General features: G+C 70.3%; 14 protein-coding genes. 7 read left to right on the top strand and 7 right to left on the bottom strand.

Features of this window, described 5'->3' with window-relative positions; genetic code table 11:
- Positions 1 to 415: 415 nt before the first annotated feature.
- Positions 416 to 1,057, bottom strand: coding sequence for a DNA-3-methyladenine glycosylase (locus tag AB0E85_RS35330; protein ID WP_361936227.1), 642 nt, complete (start codon positions 1,055 to 1,057; stop codon positions 416 to 418).
- Between the two features lie 144 nt (positions 1,058 to 1,201).
- On the opposite strand from AB0E85_RS35330, the gene AB0E85_RS35325 reads away from it, so the two are divergent.
- From AB0E85_RS35325 to AB0E85_RS35315, 3 genes are all read left to right on the top strand, one after another.
- The gene (locus tag AB0E85_RS35325; RefSeq protein WP_033310998.1) at positions 1,202 to 1,984 is read left to right on the top strand and encodes a sporulation protein; all 783 of its coding nucleotides are present in this window, start codon (positions 1,202 to 1,204) and stop codon (positions 1,982 to 1,984) included.
- 40 nt (positions 1,985 to 2,024) lie between these two features.
- Positions 2,025 to 2,564, top strand: coding sequence for a YbhB/YbcL family Raf kinase inhibitor-like protein (locus AB0E85_RS35320; protein ID WP_361936222.1), 540 nt, complete (start codon positions 2,025 to 2,027; stop codon positions 2,562 to 2,564).
- Positions 2,565 to 2,774: 210 nt separating this feature from the next.
- Positions 2,775 to 3,281, top strand: a complete 507-nt coding sequence (locus AB0E85_RS35315; protein ID WP_361936219.1) for an HNH endonuclease — start codon at positions 2,775 to 2,777, stop codon at positions 3,279 to 3,281.
- A gap of 58 nt (positions 3,282 to 3,339) precedes the next feature.
- Here AB0E85_RS35315 and AB0E85_RS35310 read toward each other — a convergent pair whose 3' ends face one another.
- From AB0E85_RS35310 to AB0E85_RS35300, 3 genes are all read right to left on the bottom strand, one after another.
- On the bottom strand, positions 3,340 to 4,299 hold the full coding sequence (locus AB0E85_RS35310; RefSeq protein WP_033310992.1) for an SPFH domain-containing protein: 960 nt from the start codon (positions 4,297 to 4,299) through the stop codon (positions 3,340 to 3,342).
- Between the two features lie 131 nt (positions 4,300 to 4,430).
- Complete coding sequence (locus tag AB0E85_RS35305) at positions 4,431 to 4,862, bottom strand: NfeD family protein (RefSeq protein ID WP_184568053.1); 432 nt, start codon at positions 4,860 to 4,862, stop codon at positions 4,431 to 4,433.
- A 95-nt stretch (positions 4,863 to 4,957) separates the two neighbouring features.
- Positions 4,958 to 5,755 (bottom strand): ABC transporter ATP-binding protein, encoded by a 798-nt coding sequence (locus AB0E85_RS35300; RefSeq protein ID WP_361936215.1) that lies wholly within the window; start codon positions 5,753 to 5,755, stop codon positions 4,958 to 4,960.
- Between the two features lie 161 nt (positions 5,756 to 5,916).
- Here AB0E85_RS35300 and AB0E85_RS35295 point away from each other — a divergent pair, with 161 nt between their 5' ends.
- Positions 5,917 to 6,702, top strand: coding sequence for a hypothetical protein (locus AB0E85_RS35295; protein WP_361936212.1), 786 nt, complete (start codon positions 5,917 to 5,919; stop codon positions 6,700 to 6,702).
- A gap of 255 nt (positions 6,703 to 6,957) precedes the next feature.
- On the opposite strand, the gene AB0E85_RS35290 is transcribed toward AB0E85_RS35295, so the two are convergent.
- The 3 genes from AB0E85_RS35290 to AB0E85_RS35280 form a co-directional block, all read right to left on the bottom strand.
- Positions 6,958 to 7,200: a chaplin gene (locus tag AB0E85_RS35290; protein ID WP_161368926.1), complete on the bottom strand. Its 243-nt coding sequence runs from the start codon at positions 7,198 to 7,200 to the stop codon at positions 6,958 to 6,960.
- A gap of 157 nt (positions 7,201 to 7,357) precedes the next feature.
- Positions 7,358 to 7,999, bottom strand: coding sequence for a response regulator transcription factor (locus tag AB0E85_RS35285; RefSeq protein ID WP_361936209.1), 642 nt, complete (start codon positions 7,997 to 7,999; stop codon positions 7,358 to 7,360).
- Positions 7,992 to 9,137 (bottom strand): GAF domain-containing sensor histidine kinase, encoded by a 1,146-nt coding sequence (locus AB0E85_RS35280; RefSeq protein ID WP_361936206.1) that lies wholly within the window; start codon positions 9,135 to 9,137, stop codon positions 7,992 to 7,994. Before AB0E85_RS35280 ends, AB0E85_RS35285 begins: the two co-directional genes overlap by 8 nt.
- 247 nt (positions 9,138 to 9,384) lie before the next feature.
- Here AB0E85_RS35280 and AB0E85_RS35275 point away from each other — a divergent pair, with 247 nt between their 5' ends.
- From AB0E85_RS35275 to AB0E85_RS35265, 3 genes are all read left to right on the top strand, one after another.
- Positions 9,385 to 10,083: an SDR family oxidoreductase gene (locus AB0E85_RS35275; RefSeq protein ID WP_361936203.1), complete on the top strand. Its 699-nt coding sequence runs from the start codon at positions 9,385 to 9,387 to the stop codon at positions 10,081 to 10,083.
- Positions 10,080 to 11,123, top strand: a complete 1,044-nt coding sequence (locus tag AB0E85_RS35270) for an S-adenosylmethionine:tRNA ribosyltransferase-isomerase (protein ID WP_361936201.1) — start codon at positions 10,080 to 10,082, stop codon at positions 11,121 to 11,123. Before AB0E85_RS35275 ends, AB0E85_RS35270 begins: the two co-directional genes overlap by 4 nt.
- A gap of 343 nt (positions 11,124 to 11,466) precedes the next feature.
- Complete coding sequence (locus AB0E85_RS35265; protein ID WP_361936198.1) at positions 11,467 to 12,195, top strand: transglycosylase SLT domain-containing protein; 729 nt, start codon at positions 11,467 to 11,469, stop codon at positions 12,193 to 12,195.
- Positions 12,196 to 12,233: the final 38 nt, after the last annotated feature.

The raw sequence follows: 12,233 nt of genomic DNA, 5'->3' as shown, positions 1-12,233 counted from the left end.
GGTAGTCCGATGGACGGGGTATCAACATATCTGGCGTTGACTTTTGGCACGCTGTTGAGTTCTCAAGGAACGGTCGCTTCCTTTGTACTCACCCTATCGGGCTTTCCTCCGGGCGCTTCCCTTCGGTCTTGCGTTTCCGACTCTATCAGACCCTTTTCGATCCGATTCCCTGTCGGCGGGATTTGCCGTCCGGCCCGGGCTTTCGCCTGTCGGCCTTTCGACATTCACTACGTTAGCCGATTCCCCGTCCAACTCATAATCGAGTCTCTCGGCACCGAATTCAGGCATGCGGGCACGCCGAATTCGCCCCTGCTGAGGGGAGTCGCTAGGTAGTGGTTTGGCCGCTTCCGGTTGTAGGCGATTGCCGTACCCGGTTCAGCGGCTCGGACTACATTACGCACCCCAGCAGGACGCGTCAACTTCGGCGGCGCCTCGGGACATGGGCTCGATAGGGGCTCACCGTCGGGTCGTTGGCGACCCAGTAGCGCCAGGGGTGCACGGCTCCGTCGCCGCCCACGCCGGTGCGGGGGCCGTTGAGTACCTGGTCGGAGGGGATGGGAGTGCCCGTCAGCATGCGGAGCGGGGTTTCCGCGGACGTACACGCGTCCGTGCCGTCGAGGGAGCGGTCCACGTTGAGGGCCGTGGCCAGGCGGGCCGGGCCTTTGGCCAGTTCCTTGTCGTTGCGGGCCGAGAGTCGACGGGTCCGGGCCAGTTCGGCGCCCTCGATGATCTCGCCGGCGCGGAGGAGGACCGCGCTCGCCTTGCCCTCGGGGCCGCAGACCAGGTTCATGCAGAACCACATGCCGTAGGTGAAGTAGACGTACACGTGACCGGGCGGCCCGAACATCACGTCGTTGCGCGCCGTGCGGCCGCGATAGGCGTGGGAGCCGGGGTCGTCGGCACCGTCGTAGGCCTCGACCTCGGTGAGGCGGAGGGCGATCGGACCGTCCGGGGTGCTGCGTACCAGGATGCGGCCGAGGAGGTCGGGGGCGACATCGAGGACGGGTCGGTCGAAGAACTCCCTGGACAGGGGCGTACGGTCAGGGGTCGCGATCATGCCGTCCGAGGGTACTGGAGACGCGTGGTGTCGCGGGGTGGCCGTCGGGCACCGGCCTTGCAAGGGTGGGGCATGGAACCGGCCACGGCCGGATCGCGTTTGTAGGGATCAAGGATCCACCCGTAGTGGGCGAGAGGGAGAGACATGGCGTTCAAGAAGCTGCTCGCGAGCCTGGGGGCCGGCGGGGCTTCGGTCGAGACGGTGCTGCACGAGGTCAACGTCGTCCCGGGCGGTGTCGTCCAGGGTGAGGTGCGGATCCAGGGCGGGTCCGTCAACCAGCAGATCGAGGGACTCTCGGTCGGGCTTCAGGCCAAGGTCGAGGTGGAGAGCGGCGACCAGGAGTACAAGCAGGACATCGAGTTCACGAAGTCGCGGCTGGGTGGGGCCTTCGAGCTGCAGGCGAACGCCGTGCACGCGGTGCAGTTCGGTCTCGAGATCCCGTGGGAGACGCCGATCACGATGATCGACGGTCAGGCGCTCCGTGGCATGAACATCGGGGTGTCGACCGAGCTGGAGATCGCGCGGGCGGTGGACTCCGGTGACCTGGACCCGGTCAACGTGCACCCGCTGCCGGCGCAGAAGGCGATCCTCGACGCGTTCATCCAGCTGGGCTTCCGGTTCAAGAACGCGGACATGGAGCGCGGTGTCATCCGGGGTACGCGGCAGAAGCTGCCCTTCTACCAGGAGATCGAGTTCTACCCGCCGCAGCAGTACCGGGGGCTGAACCAGGTGGAGCTGAGCTTCGTGGCCGACCAGCACACGATGGACGTGGTGCTGGAGATGGACAAGAAGCCGGGGCTGTTCAGCGAGGGCAGTGACACCTTCCGGTCGTTCCAGGTGGGTCTGAACGACTACCAGGGGACCGACTGGACCGCCTATCTCAACCAGTGGCTGTCCGAGGTCGGCAGCAAGCGCAACTGGTTCTAGGCTCGGGGTCGACCGCAAGAAACGATCAGGAGGTACCGAGGTGACCGAGCTCAAGCGGCGGCCGCTCCCCCACGACTTCCATCCGCCCGTCGCGTCGTTCACGGTGACGAGCAAGGACGTCGAGGAAGGTGCGACGCTCAAGGACGCTCAGGTCCAGGCGGCGGGCAACACCTCGCCGCAGCTGCGGTGGGAGGGCTTCCCGCCCGAGACCAAGAGCTTCGCCGTGACCTGCTACGACCCCGACGCCCCGACGGGCAGTGGTTTCTGGCACTGGGTGCTGTTCGACATCCCGGCGTCGGTGACCGAGCTGCCGGTGGGTGCGGGCAGTGGCACGTTCGAGGGTCTGCCGGAGGGCGCGGTCCACGCGCGCAACGACTACGGCGGCAAGGAGTTCGGCGGGGCCGCGCCGCCGCCCGGGGACGGGCCGCACCGGTATGTGTTCACGGTCTACGCCGTGGATGAGGAGAAGCTCGGTCCGGACGCGGACGCGTCGCCTGCCGTCGTCGGCTTCAACCTGAGGTTCCACACGATCGGGCGGGCCCAGCTGATCGGTGAGTACGAGGTGCCCGCCGAGGGCTGAGGAAGCCGCCTGCGATCCCGGCGTTCACGGAACGTTTGCCCGCTCCTGGTCTTGGAATTGATCAGGAGCGGGCATTTTTGTTGCCGGGGGTCGCGGGGGTCACCCCTCGTGAGAGCAGCAGATATTGCGTTGTCCATCTCGGCGTGCCCGGCCAGAGTTGATCCCAGCCCGCCAGGGGGTGGGCCGGTGCACACGGGAGGTGGGCTGGTTATGCGGGACACGCTGGTACTGAACGCGAGCTTCGAGCCGCTGTCGACGGTGACGTTGAATCGAGCCGTCGTTCTGGTGCTTCAGGACAAGGCCGTCGTCGAGCAGGCCCACCCCGAACTGCGGATGCGGGGAGCCGCGGTCGACATACCGGCGCCCCGTGTGATCAGGCTCTGCCAGTACGTACGGGTGCCGTTCCGAAGACGAGCGCCGTGGTCGAGGCGGGGTGTGCTGGTCAGGGACCGGAACCGGTGCGCGTACTGCGGGAGGCGGGCGACGACCGTGGACCACGTGGTGCCGCGGTCGCAGGGGGGTCAGGACACGTGGCTGAACACCGTGGCCTCGTGTGCGCAGGACAATCACCGTAAGGCGAACCGGACTCCGGAGGAGGCGGGGATGCCGCTGCTGCGGCAGCCGTTCGAGCCGACTCCGGCGGACGCGATGCTGCTGGCGCTCGGGCAGGACGACTTCGACGCGCTGCCGGAGTGGCTGGCACAGCCCGCGGCCTAGAGCTGTCATACGGAGGGGCCCGCTTCCTTGGGAAGCGGGCCCCTCCGTATGTGCCGGGTCAGTCGATGGGCGGCTTCTCGCGGCGCTCCTGGGCGGGGACACCGGCTTGGGGCGCACCGCCGTTGCCGCCGGAACCGCCGCCGAGGCCGCCGAAGTTGCCCATGGCGCCGGAGAGGCCCTTGAGGGCGTCGCCGATTTCGCTGGGGACGATCCAGAGCTTGTTGGCGTCGCCCTCGGCGATCTTGGGGAGCATCTGGAGGTACTGGTAGGAGAGGAGCTTCTGGTCCGGGTCGCCGGCGTGGATGGCCTCGAAGACCGTGCGCACGGCCTGGGCTTCGCCCTCGGCGCGCAGGGCGGCGGCCTTGGCCTCGCCCTCGGCGCGCAGGATCTGGGACTGCTTCTCACCTTCGGCGCGCAGGATCTCCGACTGCCGGACACCTTCGGCCTGGAGGATCGCGGCGCGCTTGTCGCGGTCGGCGCGCATCTGCTTCTCCATCGAGTCCTGGATGGAGGTGGGCGGTTCGATCGCCTTGAGTTCGACGCGGTTGACGCGGATGCCCCACTTGCCGGTGGCCTCGTCGAGGACGCCGCGCAGGGCCGCGTTGATCTCCTCGCGGGAGGTGAGGGTCCGCTCCAGGTCCATGCCGCCGATGATGTTGCGGAGGGTGGTGACGGTGAGCTGCTCGATCGCCTGGATGTAGCTGGCGACTTCGTACGTGGCGGCGCGTGCGTCGGTCACCTGGTAGTAGATGACGGTGTCGATGTTGACGACCAGGTTGTCCTGGGTGATCACCGGCTGCGGTGGGAAGGGCACGACCTGTTCGCGCAGGTCGATGCGGTTGCGGATGGTGTCGATGAACGGGACGACGATGTTGAGGCCCGCGTTGAGTGTCCGCGTGTAGCGGCCGAAGCGCTCGACGATGGCCGCGCTGGCCTGTGGGATGACTTGGATCGTCTTGATCAGGGCGATGAAGACCAACACCACCAGAATGATCAGGACGATGATGACCGGTTCCATCGTCGTTCCCCGTACCCTTCTCCGCCTCGGCGTCTTCGGCAGATCTTATGGTTGTCGAAGATCTTGCTGGTCGAGTCTGACAGACCGTCGCGTAGCTGGCGAGGAGTTCACTCCAGTTACGTCCTGCGAGGTCACATGACGATCGCGGTCGCTCCCTCGATGTCCACGACATCCACTTCCTCGCCCGATTCGTAGGCGCGGTCGGTGTCGAGGGCGCGGGCCGACCAGACCTCTCCGGCCAGCTTGATCCGGCCTCCGGAGGCGTCGACGCGTTCCAGGACGACGGCTCGTCTGCCCTTCAACGCCTCCACGCCGGAGGCGAACTGGGGTCGTTGAGCACGGTGCCGGTTCGCGATGGGCCGTACGACGGCGATGCCCGCGGCCGAGATGACGGCGAAGACCACGACCTGGGCGACGGCTCCGCCGCCGAAGACGCCGGTGACCACCGCCGCGGCGACGGCGCCCACCGCCAGCATGCCGAGTTCGGGCATCGCGGTGACCACGAGCGCGATGCCGAGCGCTGCCGCGCCGATCAGCCACCACAGCCATGCGTCGATTTCCACATGGTCATGGTAGGTCCGCGGGCCCCGTCGCCGACAGGGCGCCCGTGGTGTGAAATCCCGTTCTTACCCTGGGATTTGGCAGGCGGCGGTCGGGCTCAGGAGAGCGGGAGGCCCTGCGCGGTCCAGCGCTCGCCCGACTGTTCGACGACGAGCGGGAGGCCGAAGCAGAGGGAGAGGTTGCGGGAGGTGAGCTCCAGCTCCAGCGGGCCGGCGGCGAGGACCTTGCCCTGGCGGATCATGAGGACGTGGGTGAAGCCCGGGGGGATCTCCTCGACGTGGTGGGTGACCATGAGCATCGAGGGGGCGATCGGGTCGAGGGCGAGACGGCCGAGGCGGCGGACCAGGTCCTCGCGGCCGCCGAGGTCGAGGCCGGCGGCGGGCTCGTCGAGCAGGAGCAGCTCGGGGTCGGTCATCAGGGCGCGGGCGATCAGGGTTCGCTTGCGCTCGCCCTCGGAGAGCGTGCCGAACCTGCGGTCCAGGTACTCGCTCATGCCGAGGCGGTCGAGGAAGGCGCGGGCGCGCTGCTCGTCGATGTCCTCGTAGTCCTCGTGCCAGGTGGCGGTCATGCCGTAAGCGGCGGTCAGGACCGTCTCCAGGACCGTCTGGCGCTTGGGGAGCTTCTCGGTCATGGCGATGCCGGCCATGCCGATGCGGGGGCGCAGCTCGAAGACGTCGGTGCCAGGCCGGCCGAGGGTCTCGCCGAGGATGGCGGTGGTGCCCGAGCTGGGGTAGAGGTAGGTGGAAGCGAGGTTGAGGAGGGTGGTCTTGCCGGCGCCGTTCGGGCCGAGGATGACCCAGCGCTCGCCCTCCTTGACCGACCAGGAGACCTGGTCCACCAGAGCCCGGCCCTCACGGACCACGGATACGTCCTGAAGCTCCAGAACATCGCTCATGAGCGCGTTGTCTCCCCTTGCAGTGTGGCCGGTCTCGGCTGTCGCGTAAGCCTGTGGCTCGGTCCGCCGCGCCGGTGGGCGCAGCCCTCCATGAAATCTACGCCACCGTCCGGCCGGGGCAGTCCCTCGGTCCGGTGCTTGAGGGGTCCTAGGGTGGGAGCATGCTCACGGAACCGCGCGCTGGACGTCTCACAGCTTGGGGAAATGCCCTTTTGGTCGGACTTGTCTCGCCGGACGACGCCGTTCTCGCCGTCGTCGGTGCGGACGCGGTGCACCGGGTGGAGGGGCTGCCGGGCGAGTCGGGGCAGGTCGGGCTGACGCTCGCGCTCGGACGGCTGCGGATGCTCGGGGTCACCGGGCTGCGGGTGGCTCTGCCCGCGCCGGGGCATCCGCTGGGGCTGAGCGGGCCACCGGAGTTCAACGCGCGGGCGCTGGAGGCCGAGGAGGCGGTGGTCTGTCACGGGGCCGCCTACGGGCTGGTGCCGGACGTGTACGAGGCCGGGCCCGAGGGGGTCCAGGTCGAGGTGGTGTGGCACGTGCTGCCGGTACGGGAGGCGCCACCAGCGGATGTGCCGTCGCTGAGCGAGGCGGAGCGGGAGCTGGCGGAGGCCCTGCGGGAGGCCACGGAGGTGCTGACGCGGCTGGATGTGGCGGGGTCCGGTCCGGTGGCGGAGGCGGCGGTCGATGCGTACCGGGCGCGGGCCGAGCGGGGGCGGGAGGTGCTGGCGCCCGGGTATCCGCCGCGGGCGGTGCGGGTGCTGGAGCTGGCGCAGCGGGTGGGGACGCTGATCGCGGTGGCGACGGAGAGCGGGCACGGGGGCGCGGTGAGCTCGTCGGAGATCTCCGCGCGGCGGGAGGCGTTGCGGCCGGTGGAGCGGACGGCTCGGCGGGCGCAGGTCGCGGCGTACAACTCCGTTGTGGAGGAGCGGGAGCGGGGGGTGCGGTGACTGCGGGTTGTGGTGGTGCCGGGCGGGGTGCGGTGGGGGAACTGACCGGGGTTGGTCCGGTGCTCGGCGTTGATGCCGGGGCTGGGTGGGTACGCAACCCGGCGCTGCGGGGTGCCGCTGCGCCCACCCGTGCCGCCCCCAGCGGCACGACTGCCCGCAGCTAAGCGGGGCAGGTGCCCGCTGCTAAGCGGAACGGCCTCCCGGGCAGGACCGGGAGGCCGGTGTCACCTCCGGCTCGGAGACGGAGGTGGAGCGTCAGTGGTTGACGGCGACGTTGCCGAAGGCCGGGTTCAGGATGCCCACGACGTTCACGCTGTTGCCGGACACGTTGACCGGGACGTGCACCGGGGCCTGGACGACGTTGCCCGAGCCGACGCCCGGGGAGCCCACGGCCTGGCCGTCGGCGTGCGCGCTGGTGGCGGAGGCCATGCCCGCGCCGGCGGCCAGCAGGCCACCCGTCACCATCGTCACGGCCGCTGCCTTCTTCAGGTTCTTCACTTCTGAGCCCTCCTTGCGATTGCCGCGGCAGGCGCCGCAGCACGCACTGGAGAACGGCGGAGATCCATCGAGGTTGCGCCATGTGAGGGACGTTCCCACGACAGTATGAATCTCGGTCCGGAACGCAACCTTCCGTGTTGCCGTGGGGCGAAGCCTGTCAGCCCGTCACGCCATGGCGAACGGCCCACAGGGCGGCCTGCGTTCGGTCGGACAGGTCGAGTTTCATCAGAATGTTCGAGACGTGGGTCTTGACCGTCTTCTCGGAGAGGACGAGCGCGCGGGCAATCTCCCGGTTGGAACGGCCGTCCGCTATCAGCTCGAGCACCTCGCGTTCCCGCTCGGTGAGCGAACCGGCCCTTCCCGTCCCGGTGTTGCTCTCCTCCTGCGCCAGCAGGGCGCCGGCGACCTCCGGCTGGAGGAGGATGTGACCGGCGTGCACCGAGCGGATGGCCCCGGCGAGGGCGTCGGGGTCGACGTCCTTGTAGACGTAGCCGGCGGCGCCGGCGCGCAGGGCCGGGACCACCGTGCGCTGCTCGGTGAAGCTGGTGACGACCAGCACGCGCGCGGGGTTGGCCAGCTCGCGGAGTCGGCGCAGGGCGTCGACGCCGTCCATGCCCGGCATCTTGACGTCCATGAGGATGACGTCGGGCCTCAGCTCCTCGGCGCGGTCGACTCCTTCGGCGCCGTCCGCGGCCTCGCCGACGACCTCGATGTCGTCCTGCACTTCGAGGAAGGTGCGCAGACCGCGGCGGACGACCTGGTGGTCGTCGACGAGCAGCACCTTGATCGCGTCAGCCACCGGGGACCTCCATCTCGATGACGGTGCCCTCGCCGGGCACCGATTCCACGGTCAGTGAGCCGCCGGCGCCGCTCGCCCGGTCCCGCATGGAGACCAGGCCGAGATGGCGACCCGCGCGGCGCACCGCTTGCGGGTCGAAGCCGCTGCCGTCGTCCGTGACCCGCAGGACGGCTCCGCTTCCGCGGCGGTCCAGGGTCACGTCGACGTGGTCGGCGCCGGAGTGGCGCAGGGCGTTGTGCAGGGCTTCCTGGGCGACGCGCAGGAGGGCCTCCTCCTGGGATGCGGGCAGGGCCTTCACGCCGTGGCCGGCGAAGGTGACACGGGCGCTGTGGGCCCGGTCGAGGACCTGTATCTGCGTCCGCAGGGTCGCCACGAGGCCGTCCTCGTCCAGGGCGGCGGGCCGCAACTCGACGACCGCGGCGCGCAGTTCGTCGGCGGCCTCGGCGGCCAGGGCCGCGACCTGCTGGAGTTCGCCCTTGGCGCGGGAGGGGGCGCGGTCCACCAGGCGGGCCGCGGCCTGGGCGGTCAGGCGCAGGGAGAACAGCTTCTGGCTGACCGCGTCGTGCAGTTCGTGGGCGAGGCGGGAGCGCTCCTCGGCGATGGTCAGTTCACGGCTGCGCTCGTAGAGGCGGGCGTTGGTGAGGGCGATCGCGGCGTGCTGGGCGAGGATGCCGAGCAGTTCCTCGTCGTCCTCGGTGAAGCCGCAGCCGCCTTGGGGCCGTTCACAGTTCTTGTTGGCCAGGAACAGCGCTCCGATGACCTCGTCGCCGTCGCGGATCGGCAGGCCCAGGAAGTCGATCAGGTCCGGGTGGGCCTTCGGCCAGCCCTCGAAGCGGGGGTCCTTGCGGACGTCCGCGAGGCGTTCGGCCCTGGCCTCGTGCAGCATCGCGGCGAGGATGCCGTGCTGGCGCGGGAGGGGACCGATGGCCTTCCACTGCTCCTCGCTGACGCCGTCGACGACGAACTGGGCGAAGCCGCCGTGGTCGTCGGGGACGCCGAGCGCGGCGTACTGCGCGTCGAGCAGCTCGCGGGCCGAGGCGACGATCGTCTTGAGGACGTCGCGCACCTCGAGATGCCTGCTCATGGCCAGCAACGCGGAACTCACCGCGGCGAGGCCGGACCGGGGGCCGTGGCTCATGTCCTCACGGTACCGGCGGGCGGTGACAGCGCGGATCGGACCGGTGGCGGCGGGCGCCCGGTCCGGTGGGCCTAGGTCTCAGGGCCGAGACGGCCGGATGCCGGCTGCGGGACCGGGGCCGCGGGGCCCGTGGCCTAGGGCGAAAGGACCCGGCGGACCGGGGCCCGCGTCCGAGGCGGACGGGGCGGCGCCGTTCCTACGGTGTGGCACGGCGGTGGGCCACACGGTCACGACGAGGGAGCGGATCATGCCGGTTGCGATCATCACCGGGGCGTCGAAGGGCCTGGGCCGGGCGCTGGCGGAGGCCCTGGCCGGGCGGGGGTGGGACCTGGTGCTCGACGCCAGGGGCGCACGCGCGCTGGCGGGCACGGCCCAGGTCGTCTCCGCCCACGGGACGCGGGTGTCCGCCCTGGCCGGGGACGTCACGGACGCCGCGCACCGAACCGAGCTGGTGTCGGCGGCCCGGCGGCTGGGCGGCGTCGACCTGCTGGTGCACAACGCGAGCGCGCTGGGCGCCGAGCCGCTGGTCAGGATGGAGAAGCTGCCCCTGGAAGGACTGCGCCGGGCGCTGGAGGTGAACCTGGTGGCGGGGCTGGGCCTGGTCCAGGAGGCGCTGCCGCTGCTGCGGGCCTCGCGGGCGGGCACGGTCGTCGCCGTCAGCTCGGACGCGGCCGCCGAGGCGTACGAGACCTGGGGCGGTTACGGGGCGTCCAAGGCGGCCCTGGACCAGCTGGTGGCCGTGCTCGCCGTGGAGGAGCCGGGGCTGCGGGTCTGGGCGGTGGATCCCGGCGACATGGCCACGGATCTGTACGCGGCGGCCGTGCCGGACGACCCGGAGCCGCGGCCTGAGCCGGCGGCTGTGGTGCCGGGGTTCCTGCGGCTGCTGGACGAGCGTCCGGCGAGTGGGCGGTACGGGGCTCCGGCGCTGCTGGACGGGGCCCGATGACCCTGAGGGTGCGGGTGCCGGAGGAACTGTCGGCTCGGGTGCCGGTCGAGCAGCGGAGCCCGGGGCTGGAGCGGGACGCCGTACGGATGCTGGTGTCGCGGGGTGCCGAGGTGGCGCATCACACGTTCATGGAACTGCCGCTGCTGCTGCGGGCCGGTGATCTGCTCGTCGTCAACACCTCGGCCACGCTGGCGGCGGCCGTGGACGGGTGGTCCGGGCACGCGAGCGTGGTCGTGCACTTCTCCACCCGCGGAGACGACGGCCGCTGGGCGGTGGAACTGCGGGAGCCCGACGGGCGGGGCACCACGCGCGCGCGGGCGGGCGGGCCCGCGGGGAGGGAGGTGTGCCTGCCGGGGGGCGTGCGGCTGGTTCTGGAGGAGCCACTGAGCGGGCGGAGCGAGCGGCTGTGGTGGGCGCGGGTGTCCGGGCCGGGGGTGCCGGAGCTGCTGCGGGAGCACGGGCGGCCCATTCGCTACGCCTACACGGATCGGGACCAGCCGCTGTCCGCCTACCAGACGGTGTTCGCGCTGCCGTCGGCGGACGGGGCCGGCAGTGCGGAGATGCCGAGCGCGGCGCGGCCCTTCACGGCGCGGCTGGTGGCGGAGCTGGTGAGCCGGGGGGTGCAGTTCGCGCCGGTCACGCTGCACACGGGGGTGGCCTCGGCGGAGGCGCACGAGCCGCCGTACCCGGAGCGCTTCGCGGTGCCCGGGGCGTCCGCGCGGCTGATCAACGCGGCGAAGGCCGGTGGGGGCCGGGTCGTGGCGGTCGGGACGACGGCGGTGCGGGCCGTGGAGTCGGCGGTGGACGCCGACGGGGCCGTACGCGCGCGTGCCGGGTGGACGGATCTCGTCGTCACGCCGGAGCGCGGCGTGCGGGTGGTGGACGGGCTGCTGACCGGGCTGCACGAGCCGGAGGCCTCGCATCTGCTGATGCTGGAGGCGGTGGCGGGGCGGGTGGCGGTCGAGCGGGGGTACGCGGCCGCCCTGCAAGAACGGTATCTGTGGCACGAGTTCGGGGACGTGCACCTCGTACTGCCCTGAAACGGCCTCACACAGAGCATCGCTTGTGCAACGCGTGGTGAGATTGATCTAAGGGTGATGTGAGCCCTCGCATAGGACCCACGTCACGTACGAAAGTGCGTAGGAGACAAAGCCCCACCTTTTGAGCGGCGCAGACAGTCCAGTCTGCCCCGATTTGCCCCTCCCTGATCCACTATCTTCTTTCGTACGTCACACCTTTGCCACGCCATTTTGCGGCCGCTAAGAATTGCTCTCGTCGCTCAGCGCCGTGGGTTCACCTCCGCGGCGTTTGTGTCGGAAACACACCGAGTCCAACGCCGGACGCCGAGCGACTCCCGCGCTATTCGAAGAGGTCCACAGCAGCATGCCCAAGAACATCTTCAGCCGTGTTCAGAGTCGTAGCCTGACCCGTCACCACAAGATCGCCATGGCGGGTGTCGCCACCCTCGGCGCCGCCGCCATCGGGTTCTCCGCGGTGCCGAGCGGCGCCTCGACGAAGACCACGACCGAGGCCGCTCAGCCGGCTGCGGTGGCGTACAGCACCCAGCAGATCAAGGACGTAAAGGCCAGCGTCACGGACCAGATGGCCGGCGCCAGCCTCAAGGCCGAGCAGATCGCGGCGAAGAAGAAGGCCGACGCCGCGGCCGCCGCCAAGAAGAAGGCCGACGCCGCCGCGGCGAAGAAGAAGGCCGAGGCCGCCCGCGAGGCGAAGGAGGCCGCGAGCCGCGCCGCCCAGCGCGCCGAGGCCAAGAAGGCCGCCAAGAAGACCTACCCGAACAACCTCGACGGCTGGATCCGCGAGTCGCTCGACGTCATGAAGAAGCACGGGATCCCGGGCTCCTACGACGGCATCAAGCGCAACATCATCCGTGAGTCCTCGGGTAACCCGAAGGCGATCAACAACTGGGACATCAACGCCATCAACGGCATCCCGTCGAAGGGCCTGCTCCAGGTCATCCCGCCGACCTTCAAGCACTGGCACGTCCCCGGCACCTCCTGGGACATCTACGACCCGGTAGCCAACATCACCGCCGCCTGCAACTACGCGGCCGACAAGTACGGCTCCATGGACAACGTCGACAGCGCGTACTGAGGTCGGCGCGGACCTCTGAGACAGCTGTAGGTACGCCG

Source organism: Streptomyces sp. NPDC029044, from assembly GCF_040637495.1.
Classification (GTDB): domain Bacteria; phylum Actinomycetota; class Actinomycetes; order Streptomycetales; family Streptomycetaceae; genus Streptomyces.
The sequence above is the reverse complement of the archived record's forward strand: the minus strand, read 5'-3'. Positions and strand labels throughout refer to the sequence as shown.

What these genes read in the sequence shown, in the direction of transcription:
- AB0E85_RS35280 (WP_361936206.1), bottom strand. Translation starts at nt 9,137, where the DNA reads ATGAGCCACGGCCCCCGGTCCGGCCTCGCCGCGGTGAGTTCCGCGTTG.
- AB0E85_RS35300 (WP_361936215.1), bottom strand. Translation starts at nt 5,755, where the DNA reads ATGAGCGATGTTCTGGAGCTTCAGGACGTATCCGTGGTCCGTGAGGGC.
- AB0E85_RS35325 (WP_033310998.1), top strand. Translation starts at nt 1,202, where the DNA reads ATGGCGTTCAAGAAGCTGCTCGCGAGCCTGGGGGCCGGCGGGGCTTCG.
- AB0E85_RS35270 (WP_361936201.1), top strand. Translation starts at nt 10,080, where the DNA reads ATGACCCTGAGGGTGCGGGTGCCGGAGGAACTGTCGGCTCGGGTGCCG.
- AB0E85_RS35295 (WP_361936212.1), top strand. Translation starts at nt 5,917, where the DNA reads ATGCTCACGGAACCGCGCGCTGGACGTCTCACAGCTTGGGGAAATGCC.
- AB0E85_RS35310 (WP_033310992.1), bottom strand. Translation starts at nt 4,299, where the DNA reads ATGGAACCGGTCATCATCGTCCTGATCATTCTGGTGGTGTTGGTCTTC.
- AB0E85_RS35330 (WP_361936227.1), bottom strand. Translation starts at nt 1,057, where the DNA reads ATGATCGCGACCCCTGACCGTACGCCCCTGTCCAGGGAGTTCTTCGAC.
- AB0E85_RS35265 (WP_361936198.1), top strand. Translation starts at nt 11,467, where the DNA reads ATGCCCAAGAACATCTTCAGCCGTGTTCAGAGTCGTAGCCTGACCCGT.
- AB0E85_RS35315 (WP_361936219.1), top strand. Translation starts at nt 2,775, where the DNA reads ATGCGGGACACGCTGGTACTGAACGCGAGCTTCGAGCCGCTGTCGACG.
- AB0E85_RS35275 (WP_361936203.1), top strand. Translation starts at nt 9,385, where the DNA reads ATGCCGGTTGCGATCATCACCGGGGCGTCGAAGGGCCTGGGCCGGGCG.